12 protein-coding genes are annotated in these 16862 nt (G+C 63.2%); 10 read left to right on the top strand and 2 right to left on the bottom strand.

The features are described from left to right. The first annotated feature begins 30 nt into the window (after positions 1–30). From topA to ACUY1T_RS03950, 6 genes are all read left to right on the top strand, one after another. Positions 31–2658 carry a type I DNA topoisomerase gene (gene topA / locus ACUY1T_RS03975; RefSeq protein ID WP_446020431.1) on the top strand — a complete coding sequence of 876 codons (2628 nt, stop codon included), beginning with the start codon at positions 31–33 and terminating at the stop codon, positions 2656–2658. Next, positions 2655–3119 carry a DUF6586 family protein gene (locus ACUY1T_RS03970; protein ID WP_446020430.1) on the top strand — a complete coding sequence of 155 codons (465 nt, stop codon included), beginning with the start codon at positions 2655–2657 and terminating at the stop codon, positions 3117–3119. The genes topA and ACUY1T_RS03970 overlap by 4 nt, the downstream gene beginning before the upstream one ends. A gap of 272 nt (positions 3120–3391) precedes the next feature. After that, the gene (locus ACUY1T_RS03965; RefSeq protein WP_446020429.1) at positions 3392–3823 is read left to right on the top strand and encodes a hypothetical protein; all 432 of its coding nucleotides are present in this window, start codon (positions 3392–3394) and stop codon (positions 3821–3823) included. 173 nt (positions 3824–3996) lie between these two features. Next, a complete protein-coding gene (locus tag ACUY1T_RS03960; protein ID WP_446020428.1) occupies positions 3997–5241 on the top strand; it encodes a GspE/PulE family protein in 1245 nt (414 codons plus the stop codon). A gap of 251 nt (positions 5242–5492) precedes the next feature. Continuing rightward, positions 5493–6107 carry a L,D-transpeptidase family protein gene (locus ACUY1T_RS03955; protein ID WP_446020427.1) on the top strand — a complete coding sequence of 205 codons (615 nt, stop codon included), beginning with the start codon at positions 5493–5495 and terminating at the stop codon, positions 6105–6107. Positions 6108–6298: 191 nt separating this feature from the next. Further along, positions 6299–6562 carry an Lpp/OprI family alanine-zipper lipoprotein gene (locus ACUY1T_RS03950; protein WP_010629080.1) on the top strand — a complete coding sequence of 88 codons (264 nt, stop codon included), beginning with the start codon at positions 6299–6301 and terminating at the stop codon, positions 6560–6562. A gap of 111 nt (positions 6563–6673) precedes the next feature. Here ACUY1T_RS03950 and ACUY1T_RS03945 read toward each other — a convergent pair whose 3' ends face one another. Together ACUY1T_RS03945 and mfd are read right to left on the bottom strand one after the other, a co-directional pair. Further along, complete coding sequence (locus ACUY1T_RS03945; protein ID WP_446020426.1) at positions 6674–7759, bottom strand: L,D-transpeptidase family protein; 1086 nt, start codon at positions 7757–7759, stop codon at positions 6674–6676. A 197-nt stretch (positions 7760–7956) separates the two neighbouring features. Next, the gene (mfd, locus tag ACUY1T_RS03940; RefSeq protein ID WP_446020425.1) at positions 7957–11406 is read right to left on the bottom strand and encodes a transcription-repair coupling factor; all 3450 of its coding nucleotides are present in this window, start codon (positions 11404–11406) and stop codon (positions 7957–7959) included. 233 nt (positions 11407–11639) lie between these two features. On the opposite strand from mfd, the gene ACUY1T_RS03935 reads away from it, so the two are divergent. The 4 genes from ACUY1T_RS03935 to ACUY1T_RS03920 all read left to right on the top strand — a co-directional run bounded on the left by ACUY1T_RS03935 (position 11640) and on the right by ACUY1T_RS03920 (position 16854). Beyond that, entirely contained in the window at positions 11640–13103 is a 1464-nt protein-coding gene (locus tag ACUY1T_RS03935; RefSeq protein WP_446020424.1) for a glyceraldehyde-3-phosphate dehydrogenase, read from the top strand. Between the two features lie 363 nt (positions 13104–13466). Then, on the top strand, positions 13467–14816 hold the full coding sequence (locus tag ACUY1T_RS03930) for a Na(+)-translocating NADH-quinone reductase subunit A (RefSeq protein WP_446020423.1): 1350 nt from the start codon (positions 13467–13469) through the stop codon (positions 14814–14816). Beyond that, the gene (locus tag ACUY1T_RS03925) at positions 14816–16042 is read left to right on the top strand and encodes an NADH:ubiquinone reductase (Na(+)-transporting) subunit B (RefSeq protein ID WP_446020422.1); all 1227 of its coding nucleotides are present in this window, start codon (positions 14816–14818) and stop codon (positions 16040–16042) included. The genes ACUY1T_RS03930 and ACUY1T_RS03925 overlap by 1 nt, the downstream gene beginning before the upstream one ends. Continuing rightward, positions 16042–16854, top strand: a complete 813-nt coding sequence (locus ACUY1T_RS03920; RefSeq protein ID WP_446020421.1) for a Na(+)-translocating NADH-quinone reductase subunit C — start codon at positions 16042–16044, stop codon at positions 16852–16854. The genes ACUY1T_RS03925 and ACUY1T_RS03920 overlap by 1 nt, the downstream gene beginning before the upstream one ends. The last annotated feature ends 8 nt before the right edge of the window (positions 16855–16862 follow it).

The raw sequence follows: 16862 nt of genomic DNA, 5'->3' as shown, positions 1-16862 counted from the left end.
AGAACCTCGCCGTGCAGAATATGGAGCACTATGGGCAAGTCATTGGTCATCGTCGAGTCGCCGGCCAAGGCCAAGACGATCAACAAGTATCTCGGCAACGACTTCATCGTGAAGTCGAGCGTGGGTCATATTCGTGACCTGCCGACGAGCGGCTCGGGCAAAGCGGCCTCCGATCCCAAGGAGCGCGCGCGCCAGGCAGCGGCGACGCGCAAGATGTCGCCCGACGAAAAGGCCGAATACAGGAAACACAAGGCCAAGGAACAGCTCATCCGGCGCATGGGTATCGACCCCGAGCATGGCTGGAAAGCTCACTACGAGATTCTGCCCGGCAAGGAAAAGGTCGTCTCCGAGCTGCAGAAGCTCGCCGAGAAGGCCGATACCGTCTATCTCGCGACCGATCTCGATCGCGAGGGGGAGGCCATCGCCTGGCATCTCAAGGAGACCATTGGTGGTGACGACGAACGCTATCGCCGCGTGGTGTTCAACGAGATCACCAAGAACGCCATCAAGGAGGCGTTCAAGGAGCCTGGCAGCCTCAATATTCCCCGCGTCGAAGCGCAGCAGGCGCGACGTTTCCTCGACCGGGTGGTGGGTTTCATGCTCTCGCCGCTGCTGTGGGCGAAGATCGCCCGCGGGCTCTCCGCTGGCCGGGTGCAGTCGGTGGCGGTGCGCCTGATCGTCGAGCGTGAACGTGAAATCCGTGCCTTCGTACCCGAGGAGTTCTGGGACGTACACGCCGATCTGGTGTCGAGCGAGGGCGAGCCGGTTCGCTTCGAGCTGGTGCGCCAGGACGGCAAGGCGTTCCGGCCCACGTCCGAGGCCGAGACACTCGAGCGCATCGAGCGCCTGCGCCAGGCGTCGCTTGCCATCACCGCCAGGGAAGACAAGCCCACGCGTTCGAAGCCCGGGGCTCCCTTCATCACCTCGACCCTGCAGCAGGCCGCCAGCGGCCGCCTGGGTTTCTCGGTGAAGAAGACCATGACCCTGGCCCAGCGTCTCTACGAGGCGGGCTACATCACCTACATGCGTACCGACTCGACCAATCTTTCCCAGGATGCGGTGGCGATGGCGCGTGAGCACATCGAGCAGGAGTACGGCAAGCGCTACCTGCCCGAGTCGCCCAATCGCTATTCGAGCAAGGAGGGCGCCCAGGAGGCCCACGAGGCGATCCGTCCCTCCGACGTGAATCGCCGCGCCGTCGACCTGGCCGGCATGGAGCGCGATGCCGAACGCCTCTATGACCTGATCTGGCGCCAGTTCGTGGCCTGCCAGATGACACCGGCCGAGTATTTGTCCAGTACCCTGACCGTGGAAGCCGGTGGCTACGAACTCCGGGCGAAGGGGCGGGTGCTGAAATTCGATGGCTACACCCGGGTGTTGAAGCCGGCCGGCAAGAACGAAGACCAGGCGCTGCCGGACCTTGCCGAGGGCACGCCGATGCAGCTCGAGGCGCTCGACCCCCAGCAGCACTTCACCAAGCCGCCGGCCCGTTACACCGAGGCGAGCCTGGTCAAGGAGCTGGAGAAGCGCGGGATCGGTCGCCCGTCCACCTATGCCTCGATCATTTCCACCATCCAGGACCGGGGCTACGTCAAGCTGGAGAACCGGCGCTTCTATGCCGAGAAGCTGGGGGATATCGTCACCGAGCGGCTCAAGGAGTCCTTCCCCGATCTGATGGATTACTCCTTCACCGCGCGCATGGAGGATAGCCTCGACGAAGTGGCCGAGGGCGAGCGCAACTGGCGCGAGCTGCTCGACGCCTTCTATGGCGAGTTCCGCGAGGAGCTGGAGGCCGCCGAGAGCGAGGAGGGGATGCGCCCCAACCAGCCGGTGCCCACCGACATCGACTGTCCCACCTGTGGCCGCAAGATGCAGATTCGCACCGCCTCCACCGGCGTGTTCCTGGGCTGTTCCGGTTATAACCTGCCGCCCAAGGAGCGCTGCAAGACCACCATCGACCTGCTGCCCGGCGACGAAGCCGTGCCTGCCGATGCCGGCGAAGAGGCCGAGGCCCAGGCACTGCGTGCCAAGCACCGCTGCCCGAAGTGTGGCACGGCGATGGACAGCTACCTGATCGACGAGAACCGCAAGCTGCATATCTGCGGCAACAGCCCCGACTGCGACGGCTACGAGATCGAGCAGGGCAAGTTCCGTATCAAGGGCTATGAGGGGCCAACCATCGAGTGCGACAAGTGCGGCAGCGAGATGCAGCTGAAGTCCGGCCGCTTCGGCAAGTACTTCGGCTGTACCAATGAGGCGTGCAAGAACACTCGCAAGCTGCTGCGCAGCGGCGAGGTGGCACCGCCGAAGATGGATCCCATTCCGATGCCGGAGCTGGAGTGCCAGAAGGTCGAGGACCATTACGTGCTGCGTGACGGTGCCAGCGGCCTGTTCCTGGCCGCCAGCAAGTTCCCGCGCAACCGCGAGACGCGCCCGCCGCTGGTTCGCGAGTTGAAGGTCCATGCCGATGAACTGCCCGATAAGTACCGCTACCTGCTCGATGCGCCCAGCGAAGATTCCGAAGGACGTCCGGCCCAGATCCGCTACTCGCGCAAGAGCAAGGAGCAGTTCGTGATGACCGAGGAGGAGGGCAAGGCAACCGGCTGGCGGGCGACCTACGCTAACGGTAGGTGGCAGGTGGAGGACAAGCACAAGTGAGCCCACGAGCCCGTACCAACCAATTGCTCTATCAGGCCGAATTGATCCTCGATATCGCTCCGGGCAAGGACGAGCACGCCGAAGCGCGGCGGATGGCCAGCGAAGAGGCCGCGCTGGCGCTGACCGAGCTGGCGTTGGAGTCGCTGTTGCGTGAGGTGACCGAACATGCCCGGCTCGAGCGCCATGACTGGCGCGAGCTGCTGGGCCCAGAGGGAGCCGGTGTTGCCGAGCTCCACCGCTTGCGCGAGTTGGCGAGTCACCCCGAGAGCTGGCTTGGCTGGTTGCTGCAACGCTTCGAAGCGCTGCACGACAGTGCCGGCGTGGCGCGCCGCCGCAATCCTTCCCAGCCTGGGCTCATCGCGGTAGGCAGCGGTGCTGCGCTGGGTGATGAGCTGCGCGCCTGCCTGCGCGAGGCCAAGCAAGAAATCGCCTCGCTGCGCGAAACCAGCGAGGAGTGGTAGCTCTTCGGTTGGCTGTTTATCACTTTCGTTTGATATACGTCAGGCGATGACGGCGGGGTTTGGCTAGGATGAAAGCAAGGAGCCGCCCTGGCTGCTCGTTTCGGCTTACGCCTCGCACAGGAGCCTGCAGGGACTCAATGCGTATCGAGTCGATCTGGCCGACGGCAGCGACGCAAGAGCATTGCTTCGAAGCGTTCCCGGCGGGCCAAGCCGTCGAGGTGCGATGCATCGCTCGTGATAAGCAACGACTGGAAGATGATTGAGGAGGTCCCATGTCGGATCAGCTACTCTCCCCCAAGATGCTGGGCTATTGGACGCAAGACCAATTGCGCGAGGCTCCGGACGAGTCGGGGATCTTCTGTGTCTTCCGCGCCGCGCGCGATCCGGAAACCGAGCAGATGGAAATACAGGAGCTGCTCTACGTCGGCGAGCATCGCAGCGCGCGCTATGGCCTCGAGCATCATGCGGATCAAGCCAAGTGGCAGGCGTTCCTGCAGCCGGACGAGGAACTCTGGTACTCCGTCGGCCTGGCCGGGCATGCCAACCGCGAACGCCTTGCCGCGGCCATGATCAACGCCCACAAGCCGCGCTTCAACAACAGCAGCCAATACCGCGATCATTTCCCCTTCGACGAGACTACGGTGCATATCTACGGCAAGAAGGACAAGCTGCAGAGCATCTTCACCGTGGAGCGCAGCGCATAGCGCGGTAGGGTCGGGCCCCGAAGCGTGACGACGACAAGCACCCCCGGCAGGTTAACCTGCCGGGGGTGTCATGCATTGGGGGGCCGTGACACCGGGCTGCGGTGAGCCGCTCATGGGCTAGACTGCCTCCATCGGCCGAGTTCCGCCGAGGATCCATCAGGGAGGAGCTGATCGTGTCGGAGGAGTCCTACAAGCGCCACTTGTTGCCTTCATTGCTGCCGTTGTTGGCGGTGGGGCAGTATCCGAGCGGCACCACGCTCGAGGCATTCGCACTACTCGACGATGCCCTGCGGTCCAGGGCCACTGACGTGCATCTGGACCCCGGGCAGGATGGCTACCGAATCCGTCTGCGTATCGATGGGCGTATCGTCGATGCGCTGCGCATCGATGTGGCGCAAGGGGCGCGCCTGGTCAACCAGTTCAAGGTGTTGTCCAAGCTCAATCCGGTGCCATCCCTGGCCACCGCCGAAGGGAGTTTCAGTTGGTCGCGTGAGGAGAACGGCGAAGAGGAGATCACCCTTCGCGTCACGGCGGTGCATTGCATGGCGGGAGAGAAGCTCGCAGTTCGCTTCCTGGCGCCGCCACAGACCTTCGACGATATCGTGTCACTGGGTATCGGCGAGGAGGGTGCGCTGGGCATAAGACGCTGGATGGATGCCACGGGCAGCATGCTGCTGGTGGCCGGGCCGACTGGCGCAGGCAAGACCACGACGCTCTACACGCTGCTTGGCCAACTGCAGCTGACCGACAGCCACGTTATCACTCTGGAAAACCCCGTGGAGTACAGCATCCCCGGGGTCAACCAGATCCAGGTGGATCTCGACCATGGGCTGGATTTTGCCAACGGGACTCGTTCGCTTCTACGGCTCGATCCCGACTATGTGCTCATCGGTGAAATTCGTGACCACGAGTCTGCCCTTGCGGCCCTGAGCGTGACCAGCAGCGGCCGCTCGTTGATGGGCACTTTGCATAGTCGCGACGCCGTAGGGGTAGTGACCTCGATGCGACAGCTCGGCCTTGCCGACAGTGAAATCAGTGCCAATCTGGGGCTGATCGTTGCCCAGCGGCTGGTACGCCGCCTGTGTCAGCACTGTCGCGAGCAGGTGCCCCCCGACCGGCGCGACCGTGAATGGCTGGAGGCGATCGGTCGGGCGCCGCCAGCGCTCACCTGGAGCGCCAAGGGGTGTCCACAATGCGATGGCCTGGGTTTTCGCGGCCGTATCGGCGTGTTTGAAATCTGGCAGCTCACCCCCGAGGACCATGCCCGGATCCTGCGCCATGCCGATGAGTCCGAGCTGCGCCGCAGCCTGCTCGAACGTGGCATCAGCCTGATGCTGGTCGACGGGCTGGCCAAGGCCGAGCAGGGCATCACCAACTTGCGGGAAGTGTTCCGTATGGGCGCAATCCTGTCGGCTTGAGTTCCAACATCGTTTGCAGAGGTGGCATTTTAAGACTCGCCATAAACTAGTGCACAAGCTAATTGTGCGCATTGGGATGGCTGGCAAAGCTCCAATGGCTGCCTATTCTTCTCAGCAGTCGGTAGCCTTGGGCAAGGCCAATGACAGTCGTCATGCACACCGCAAGGCTTGGTTACGTTAAGCGAACTGACAGTCGTCAATCGATACGTTATAAAACGCCTGTAGCGTACCGATCTGCCCATGAGGAGCCGATGAGATCCGTTTCCCGCCGCCGCTTTGGCCAACTTGCCCTGTTGGCGCCCTTCACTCTGCTGATGGGGCGCGAGGCCCAGGCCAACCTGATAGAGTCCATGCTGGCGCGTGCCCACGTTCCTCGTCATACCGAAGAGGTATGGATCCTCGTCGACGACCGTGAGGCCGCATTGAGCATCTATCGCGGCAATCTGCTTCTCGAACGCTTCGCACCCATTTCGCTGGGTCGATCCGGTGCCGGTGTGATGCGAACCCAGGGCGGCAACGTGACGCCGAAGGGCGAGTTTCGCGTCAATCGCTTCAATTGGGAGAGTGACTGGCACATTTTCGTGGGTCTGGACTATCCCACGCCCTCGCATGCGCGCATGGCGTTGGAATCAGGGCTTTACACGGAGCAGGATTACGCAGATTATTTCGCCTACTACCGGCACCACGGTTATCCGCCCCAGCAAACCGTGCTGGGGGGCTTCATCGGTATTCATGGCGTCGGTAGGGGGGACCCGGAGGTTCATGCGAGCTATCACTGGACCCAAGGGTGCGTGGCGGTGACCGATGAGCAGATCGAAAGGCTTTCCGAGCTAATCGACATTGGCACTCGCGTCGTCATCCGCTAGGCTCAAGATACGCAAGGGACGTTTCGAGCTATGGACAAGCGCCGTGTGTTATTATAAAACAGCGTTTGACTCCTGTGCTTGGCAGCAGTCGCTGCAAGAATCCTGCACTGAGCAGGGGAGCCTGGATCACAGGCAACATTAACGCCGCTGTACTAACTGTGCAGTACCAAGGAAGACTCAAGGAGAACATCATGACTCTGAAGACCACCCTGAAGCTGACCGCCGCTGCTGCTTCTATGGCCATCCTGGCTGGTTGTGCTACCAACGCTGCTCTGGACGAGGTTCGCCAGACTGCTGAAGCCGCTCAGGCCGACGCTGCAGAAGCTCGCAGCATCGCCACTCAGGCGCAAAACACTGCTAACCAGGCTCAGCGTGACGCCCAGGCGGCTCTGCAGATGTCCGAGCAGAACCGCGAGGAAATGAACCGCATGTTCCAGCGCTCCATGCAGAAGTAATTCTGCCGAGTGCCAACATCGCTCTCGGGCGATGGCGGTTCTGCAACGAGAAAACCCCGCTTCGGCGGGGTTTTCTCGTTGGGGCGGTGCCGCTGTGTCCGGTCGAAAGCTCTAGCGCCGGAAGGCCTCGAGTTCCAGGAACAGGCCGGAAACCTGGCTGAGTTCGATTTCAGAGAACAGCCCCTCGTTGAGCTCTTCGCCATGGGGATCGGTCGATGGGGCCGGCTCCTCTTCGGCGACCTGCAACAACGAGACCAGGCGGCCATCGGGGTTTTCCACCACCCGGCGCAGCTGGGCATAGTCGATCGGGGGGCGCTCTTCGCCGAAGGCATTGGCTACCACTTCCATGGCATTGAGAATCGGCTCGAAGGTGCCCACGTTCTCCTCTAGCAAGGGGAAGGATTGCGCATAGAGAACGCCATCCGCCGACCAGGCGACCTTGAACGGCTGGTCGATGATGTTGACCTGGGTACCGCTGGGCACGCGCTCGTAGAGCGATTCGATGTCCTCGGGGAACATGCGGATACAGCCGCGGCTGGCACGCATGCCGACGCCATCGGGCCTGTTGGTGCCGTGAATCAGATAGCTGGGCAGGCCGAGGAGGATGGCGTGACGGCCCAAGGGGTTGTCGGGGCCCGGCGGTACCACGGCGGGAGCCGGCTCGCCACGGGCGGCCGCTTCTTCGCGCATGGAGCGCGGCGGTGACCAATGGGGGTCCTTCACCTTGACGGTGGTTCGGGTCACGCCCACCGGTGTGGCAAAGCCATCGCGACCGATACTAATGGGGTAGGTTTCGACGATACCGGGGCGCGAATAGTAGTACAGGCGCAGCTCCGAGAGGTTGACCACGAGGCCTTCCCGCGGTGCATCCGGCAAGATGTGCTGGGCCGGGATGACCACCTCGGTACCGGGGTGGGGTGCCCAGAGGCTCACCTCGGGATTCGCCATGCGCATCTCTTCATAGCCGGCGTTGTGACGGCGGCCGATGTCGATCAGGGTGTCGCCTTCCTCGACGACGACCGTATAGGCCTCGCCGATCACGTTGCCCTCATCGGGGAGGTGGTAATGGCCTCGGGGCAGCTCCTGGGGAGGGCTGGAGCCGTCTTCCTCGGCAAGGGCCGTAGTCGCCAACAGGGCGGCAAGGCCAAACAGGGCAGCGCCCAGGCCAATACGCCTGGCCAGTGTCGGGTTCTTCATTTTACGTCATGATCTCGTCGTAAGGTCGCTTGGCGAGCGGAATATTCCTGACATCAGCTCGCGCTCGGCGACGGTCATGCGCCCCCGATCGGTCGGGCGGCGCCGGGTGGGTGTCGAGGCTGCGATAAGACACCTGTGCATAGTATAGCGTTCCCTATCATTGCGGGAGCCCTGGTGCCCGGCGGGCCTCATTTTGTTCAGGCGGCCTGGGTCTTGCGGTTGAGCGCGTCGAGCAGTTGTTCCACGGCCTGGAAGCGGGCGTCCTCCGTTTCCATGTCCGCTTCGAAGCGCAGGGTGTCGGCGCCGTCGAGGCGATAGCGCTGTGGCTGCGTCTGGATCATCTTGACCAGTACCAGTGGATCGACTCGGGTCTGGCCGCCAAAGATCACCCGGCCGCGCGCCGTGCCGGCCTCCAGGCGCACGATGCCGAGACGTTCGGCCCGCTGGCGCAGGCGGGTCTGGCGCATCAGGGTCTTGACTGCCGCCGGCAGCAGGCCGAAGCGATCGATCATCTCCACCTGCAACTCCTTGAGTTCGGCCTCGTCGGCGGCGCTGGCGATGCGCTTGTACATCACCAGGCGCTGCTGCACGTCGGGCAGGTAGTCGTCGGGGATCAGGGCCGGGAGGTTGAGACTGACCTCGACGCCATCGCTCAGCGGGGATTCGATGTTGGGCGTCTTGCCGGCGCGGATGGCGGCCACCGCACGGTCGAGCATCTCCATGTAGAGGGTATAGCCGATGGCTTCCATCTGGCCGCTCTGCTCCTCGCCAAGCAGTTCACCGGCGCCGCGAATCTCCATGTCGTGGCTGGCCAGGGTGAAGCCGGCGCCGAGATCCTCGGCGGCGCTGATGGCTTCAAGACGCTTGACGGCGTCCTTGGTGATGACCCGGGGCGGTGGGGCAAGCAGGTAGGCGTAAGCCTGGTGGTGGCTTCTGCCCACGCGCCCGCGCAGTTGGTGAAGCTGGGCCAGGCCGAACTTGTCGGCGCGTTCGATGACGATGGTGTTGGCGCTGGGCACGTCGATGCCGGTCTCGATGATGGTCGAGCAGACCAGCACGTTGTAGCGCTTGTGGTAGAAGTCGGACATCACCCGCTCCAGCGCTCGCTCGGGCAGTTGGCCGTGGGCCACCGCGACGCGTGCATCGGGGACCAGGGCGCGGATCGTCTCGGCGGCGGTCTCGATGGTCCTGACCTCGTTGTGCAAGTAGTAGACCTGGCCGCCGCGCAGGATCTCGCGCAGGATCGCCTCCTTGATGATCGATTCGTCGCGCTGCTGGACGAAGGTCTTCACCGACAGCCGGCGAGCCGGTGGCGTGGCGATGATCGACAGGTCGCGGATGCCGCTCATGGCCATATTGAGCGTGCGTGGGATCGGGGTGGCGGTGAGAGTGAGGATGTCGACCTCGGCGCGCAGCTCCTTGAGGCGCTCCTTCTGACCGACGCCGAAGCGGTGCTCCTCGTCGATGATGAGAAGTCCCATGTTGGGCAGCTTCATCGATTTCGACAGCAGTTTGTGGGTGCCGATGACGATGTCGGCCTGGCCGTTTTCGATGCGCTTGAGCGAAGCCGCCTGGCCCTTGCCGGCGGTGAAGCGCGAGACCAGCTCGATCTGCACCGCGGTATCGGCGAAGCGGTCACGAAAATTCTCGTAGTGCTGCCGGGCGAGCAGGGTGGTGGGTACCAGCACTACCACCTGGCGCTCCGAGTGCACGGCGAGAAACGCCGCACGCATGGCAACCTCGGTCTTGCCGAAGCCGACATCGCCGCATACCACGCGGTCCATGGGGCGGGGAGCGGTCATGTCGCCGATCACCGCGGCAATGGCGGCACGCTGGTCGGGGGTCTCCTCGAACGGGAAGCTGGCGGCGAAGCGAGCGTACTCCGCGTCGGGTGGCGCACAGGCAAAGCCTTCCCGGGCTTCGCGGCGGGCGTAGACGTCGAGCAGTTCGGCGGCGGTATCGCGGATCTTCTCCGCCGCCTTGCGCCGAGCCTTGTCCCACTGTTCGGAGCCGAGCCGGTGCAGCGGGGCGAGTTCGTCATCGACACCGGCGTAGCGCGAGATCAGGTGCAGATTATCGACCGGCACGTAGAGCTTGGCGCTATCGGCGTACTCCAGGGCAACGAACTCTGCCGCCTGGCCGCCAGCCTCCAGCCGCTCCAGGCCTCGGTAGCGCCCCACGCCATGGGTCTGGTGCACCACCGGGGCACCGGGGCGCAGTTCGGCAAGATGACGGATGGCCAGCTCGTTGGTATCCGTGGCCTTCTCGCGTCGCCGGCTCTGGCGGACCACGTCCCCGAACAGCTCGGTCTCGCTGATCACGGCAAGGCTGGGCTGCTCCAGCCACAGCCCCGCACTGAGCTCGCCTTCGGTAAGCGCCATGCGTGCATTGCCCTGGCGAAAGGCGTCGAACCCCTCGGCATGGGGGAGTTCGAGGTGCAAGGGGGCCAGCATCTCCTCCAGCGCCTCGCGGCGACCGCGCGATTCGGCGACGAACAGTACCCGGGTGTCGCCATGCTGTTCCAGGAAACGCTCGAGTGCTGCCAGCGGCTGCCTGGCCCGGGCGTTGATTGCCACTTCGGGCAGCGCAATGGCGGCAACCTCACGGGCGTGGCGATGTTCGGGGTCGGCGGTCAACTCTACTCGCGGGTGGCGCTTGATCGCTGCGAACACCTCGGCCACCGGCACGAATGCCCGATGCGGTGGCAACAGGGGCCGGGTGGGGTCGACGCCGAGGTTTTCATAGCGGCTCTCGATGGCCTCCCAGTGGTGCTCGGCGGCAGCGAAGGTGTCGGGTAGCAGCGCCACTCGAGTGCCCTCGGCCAAGTGCTCGAACAGCGTGGCGGTCTCTTCGAAGAACAGTGGCAGGTACTGCTCCAGGCCAGGGGAGGGGATGCCCTTGAGCGCATCGACATACAGCGGACACTGGCGCGGGTCGACATCGAACAGGGTCTCGAAGCCTTCGCGGAAACAGGCGATGGCCGAACGCGATAGGGAATATTCGTGTGCCGGCAGCAGCTCTACCCGCTCGACCTTGTCCTGGCTGCGCTGGGTGTCGGGGTCGAAGCGACGCAGGGTATCGACCTCATCGTCGAACAGGTCGATGCGCAGCGGGCTTTCGCTGCCCATGGGATAGAGATCGATCAGCGCTCCCCGCAAGGCGTACTCGCCTGGCTCGTAGACCGTTTCCACGGCGCGATAGCCGGCGCGAGACAGGCTTTCGCGAAAGCCCTCACGATCCAGTCGCATGCCTACCTCGAGGGTGAGTACCCGCCCGGCGATGTACTCGACCGGGGGGAGTCGCTGCATCAAGGTATTGATCGGTACCAGCACGATACCGTGTTCGCCATCCTGGAGCCGGCGCAGCGTCCGTAGTCGCTCCGAGACGATGTCCTGGTGCGGAGAGAAACTGTCGTAGGGCAGTGTTTCCCAGTCGGGAAAGGGCAGCACCGGTACGCTGGCGAAGAAGCCCAGGTCGTTCTCCAGCTGCTGTGCGCTGGCGGTATCCGGTGTGATCACCAGCAATGGCGCGTCGCCGGCCAGATGGGCCAGCGCCAGGGCAGCCGAACTGCCCGGCGGTGTCTGCCAGTAGAGGGTGTCGCGAGTCCCCGTCGGGAGGGGCGGATCGAGCGGCGAGAATTTGGGCATGGTGTCGTCGGGACGTTTCGTCGGTCGTCGTGTGTGCTGCCGTCAAGGCCGTTCGTACGGGCCTGGAAAGGGGCGGCGGGTAGGTGAGGGATCATACCAGCCTGATGCGATGCTTGTAGTCAACCCGTGTTTTCTGTAATCCCCCTACAGCGCCTGCGACTATCCTTCGATTGCCCCGGCGAAGCGCGAACGGGATAATGACGAAGAATTTTCGACTACCAGTGAGGCTTCACGTGAGTCAGCAACCCCTCGAGACCGTCTTTCAGGATTGGCACGACAATCAGGCGCTTGCCGAACAGATGATCCCGCTGATCGGCAGCCTTTACCGTCACAACAACGTGGTCACCACCCTCTACGGGCGTTCGCTGTTCAACCGCTCGGTGATCCGTATCCTGAAGGACCACCGTTTCGTCAGGAAGGTTGAGGGCACCGAACTCTCGGTGCAGGATACCCTGCCGCTGGTCCAGGCCATGATCGAACTCAACCTGGGGCCGGCTCACGTCGACGTGGGCAAGCTGGGCGTGGCCTTCAAGAAGCGCGGCGGCGGCGACGCCAAGGCTTTCCTGCGTGAAGAACTCGCCGAGATCGTCGACGCCCATGATCCGAGCGGCAACAACGGTCACTCCAAGGACGTGGTGCTCTATGGCTTCGGGCGCATCGGCCGCCTGCTGGCGCGGGTGCTGGTGGAGAAGGCCGGTGGCGGCAACCTGTTGCGCCTGCGTGCCATCGTCGTGCGTGGCCGGGGCGACATCGCCAAGGACCTGGAGAAGCGGGCGAGCCTGTTGCGTCGCGACTCGGTCCATGGCCCGTTCGATGGCACCATCAGCGTCGACTACGAGGCGCGCACGATCACTGCCAACGGCAACGTGATCCAGGTGATCTACGCCGACAAGCCGAGCGATATCGATTATACCGCCTACGGCATCGACAACGCCGTGGTGGTCGACAATACCGGTATCTGGCGCGACGAAGAGGGCCTTGGCCAGCACCTCGAGTGCAAGGGGATCTCCAAGGCGCTCCTCACCGCACCGGGCAAGGGCAACATCAAGAACATCGTATTCGGTATCAACCACGGCGATATTGCCGAGGAAGACACCATCCTGTCGGCAGCCTCGTGTACCACCAACGCCATCGTGCCGGTGCTCAAGGTGCTCAACGACGAATACGGTATCGAGTGCGGTCACGTCGAGACGGTGCACGCCTACACCAACGACCAGAACCTGATCGACAACTACCACAAGGGCGATCGCCGCGGGCGCAGTGCGCCGCTCAACATGGTGCTGACCGAGACCGGTGCCGCCAAGGCGGTGGCCAAGGCGCTGCCGGAACTCTCCGGCAAGCTCACCGGCAACGCCATTCGCGTGCCGATCCCCAACGTCTCCATGGCGATCCTCAATCTGACCCTGGGGCGCGAGACCGATGCCGAGGCGCTCAACGACTACCTGCGCCGCATGTCGATCGACTCTTCCTACCAGAAGCAGATCGACTACGTCGATTCGCCCGAGGTGGTGTCGTCCGACTTCGTCGGCAACCGTCATGCCGGTATCGTCGACGCCAAGGCGACCATCGCCAGCGGCAAGCAGGCGGTGCTCTACGTCTGGTACGACAATGAGTTCGGCTACAGCTGCCAGGTAGTGCGCATCCTCCAGCACATCTCCAACGTGCACTTCCTCAAACTGCCGCGCGCCCAGGCCTGAGCCTGGGTCTCATTCCCGACCTCATGGGTCGGGAACCTCTGATCTGCGTCACTTTCGTGTCATTCGGGCCGGTGTCGTCGTGATGCCGGCCCGATTCGTTCGGGCTGTCGGAAAGGCCTGTAACGAGCGCCTTTCAACGCCAATTGAACCCAGTCGAAGCCAGGCGTAGAGCGGTTTTGTGCCCGCTTTTGCGACCTTAGGCCGTGTGGCCTTTGGTCGCGCTTGTCTTTATAATACTGTGGATTTTTTCGGGGTGGTCCGAAGTGCCTTCGGGCCTGACTGGTAACGTACTGACTCAACAAGAATTCGAATCCATTCGAACCCCTTTCCTTCGCATTTCCGATCCATCAACTGGGCGAGACTATGATCGAAGTCAAGAAAGGCCTGGATCTCCCCATCATGGGGACGCCCGAGCCGCGCATCGAGAATGCGCGACCCGTGCGTCACGTGGCTGTCCTGGGCACCGACTACGTCGGCATGAAGCCGACCATGGAGGTCCGGGAAGGGGACAAGGTGAAACTGGGCCAACTCCTCTTTACCGACAAGAAGAACGAGGGCGTGCGCTTCACGGCACCGGCTGCCGGCGAAGTCGTCGCCATCAACCGTGGCGAGAAGCGCAAGCTGCTCTCCGTCGTCATCCAGGTCGACGAGAACGAAGAAGCGATCGAGTTCACGGCTCATGGGCGTGACAAGCTCGGCTCCCTCGAGCGCCAGGTCATCGTCGACCAGCTGGTCGAGTCGGGTCTGTGGACGGCGCTGCGCACGCGTCCCTTCTCGCGCAGCCCTGCCATTGACAGCGAGCCGGCCGACATTTTCGTCACCGCCATCGACACTCATCCTCTGTGTGCCGATCCCGCCGAGATCATCAACGAGCAGGCCGAAGCCTTCGAGGATGGACTCAAGGTGCTGTCGAGTCTAACCCAGGGTAAGGTCTTCCTGTGTACTGCGCCCGACGCGCGGATTCCTGGCGGCGACGTGGCAGGCGTGCAGGTAGAGACCTTCGGTGGCCCTCACCCGGCCGGCCTCGTCGGCACTCACATTCACTACCTGTCGCCGGTTGCGCTGCACAGGAAGGTCTGGCACATCGGCTATCAGGACGTGATCGCCTTCGGCAAGCTGTTCGCCGAAGGGCGTATCGACGTCAGCCGGGTCGTGGCCGTGGGCGGCCCCCGTGCCGAGAAACCGCGTCTGCTGCGCACGCGGATCGGGGCCAGCACTGAGGAACTGTTGGCCGGGGAAATCCTCCAACCCGAAGATACGCGCGTGATCTCCGGTTCGGTATTCTCCGGGTTCACGGCAGAAGGCGGTCTGCGCTATCTGGGCCGCTTCCACAACCAGATCAGCCTGCTCGAAGAAGGCAACAAGCGCGCCTTCATGGGCTGGATGTCGCCGGGCAGCAATCGCCACTCCGTGTTGGGGATCTACCTGTCGAAGTTCAAGGGGCTCTCCAACTATGCGCCCAATACCTCCACCAACGGCTCCGAGCGGGCCATGGTGCCGGTGGGCGTCTACGAGGAAGTGATGCCGTTGGATATTCTGCCGACCCAATTGCTGCGCACGCTGATCGTCGGTGACATCGAGGTGGCCATGCAGCTCGGGTGCCTGGAGCTGGATGAAGAGGACCTGGCGCTGTGCACCTATGTGTGCCCGGGCAAGTACGAGTACGGTCCCATCCTGCGTGACAACCTCACCATGATCGAGAAAGAGGCCTGATGATGGGTATCCGACAGACACTCGACAATCTCGAACCGCATTTCCACAAGGGTGGCAAGTACGAGAAGTGGTATCCGTTGTATGAGGCGGTGGACACCATTTTCTATTCGCCCCCCAGCGTGACCAAGACCACGGCCCACGTGCGCGATGGCATCGACCTGAAGCGCATCATGATCACCGTGTGGCTGTGCACCTTCCCGGCCATGTTCTTCGGCATGTGGAACGCCGGCTGGATGGCGAATACGGCGATTGCCGACGGCTATGCCTCCATGGATGGCTGGCGCGAGGCGATCATGATGGTCCTCGCCAGCGGCCACAACCCGGACAGCCTGTGGGCCAACTTCGTGCTCGGTGCCACCTACTTCCTGCCCATCTACCTGGTGACGTTCGTCGTCGGCGGGTTCTGGGAAGTGGTCTTTGCCGTCAAGCGCGGGCATGAGGTCAACGAGGGCTTCTTCGTCACCTCCGTGCTCTACGCCCTGATTCTGCCGGCTACCATTCCGCTGTGGCAGGTAGCGCTCGGCATTACCTTCGGCGTGGTGATCGGCAAGGAGATCTTCGGTGGTACCGGCAAGAACTTCCTCAACCCGGCGCTGACCGGTCGTGCCTTCCTCTACTTCGCCTATCCGGCGCAGATCTCGGGTGATGCGGTGTGGGTGGCAGCCGATGGCTATACCGGCGCGACCCCGCTCTCCATTGCCTTCCAGGAGAACATGGCCGAGCTGACTTCGCAGTACAGCTGGTGGGATGCCTTCATCGGCTTCGTGCCTGGCTCCGTCGGCGAGGTCTCGACGCTGGCGATCTTCCTCGGTGCTGCAGTGCTGCTGTGGACCAAGATCGCCTCGTGGCGAATCATGCTCGGCGTCTTCCTTGGCATGGTGGCCACCAGTGCACTGTTCAACCTGATCGGCTCCGAGACCAACCCGATGTTCGCCATGCCATGGTACTGGCATCTGGTCATCGGCGGCTTCGCCTTCGGCATGGTGTTCATGGCCACCGATCCGGTGTCCGCCTCCATGACCAACCAGGGCCGCCTGATCTTCGGTGTCCTGATCGGTGTGATGACCGTGCTGATCCGCGTGGTGAACCCGGCGTTTCCTGAAGGCATCATGCTGGCGATCCTGTTCGCCAACCTGTTTGCGCCGCTGATCGATCACTTCTTTGTACAGGCCAACATCAAGCGCCGCCTCAAGCGGACTGGTGTGCCGGCCGAGGAGACTGCCTGATGGCACAGAGCAATAACTCCATCAAGAAGATCCTCACGGTGGCGTTCGCACTTTGCATCGTGTGTTCGGTCATCGTGTCCACCGCCGCGGTAGCATTGCGGCCCATGCAGCAGCTCAACGAGGAACTCGACCGCAAGACCAATATCCTGCGGGTAGCCAACCTCTACCAGCCGGGCATGAACGTCGAAGCCGCCTTTGGCGAAATCACGCCGCGGGTGGTGGACATGCGCAGCGGTGAATACACCGACGAGTTCGATCCGCAGACCTTCGATCACTTCCAGGCGGCACGCGACCCGGCCACCGGGCGCACGCTGTCAGGGGATCGTGACATCGCCGGTCTGGCCCGGGTCGAGAACTATGCCACCGTCTACCTGGTAGGCGATCCCGACGACCCCGAGCAGATCATCCTGCCGATCCGCGGCCAGGGCCTGTGGGGGCTGATGCGCGGCTACATGTCTATCGAAGGCGACGGCAATACCATCGTCGGCATCACCTACTACGAGCATAGCGAAACGCCGGGGCTCGGTGCGGAGGTCAACAACCCGCGCTGGCAGGCCCAGTGGGAAGGCAAGCAAATCTTCCCGGATGAAGAGAGCGTGACCCCCGCAATTCGTGTCGCTCGTGGTGCCGGTACTGGCGAGCATCAGGTGGATGGCCTGTCGGGTGCTACCCTGACCTCCAACGGTGTCACCAACATGCTGCAGTTCTGGTTGAGCCCGGAAGGCTTCGGTGAGTACCTGGCGAGATTCCGTGCGGGCGTCGACCCGGACGAAGTTCAGGAAGCCGACGTCGAACTCGAAGCTGAAGCTTAAGGAGCCTG

Source organism: Billgrantia sp. Q4P2, assembly GCF_052806135.1.
This window is presented reverse-complemented; position numbering and strand designations above follow the sequence as displayed.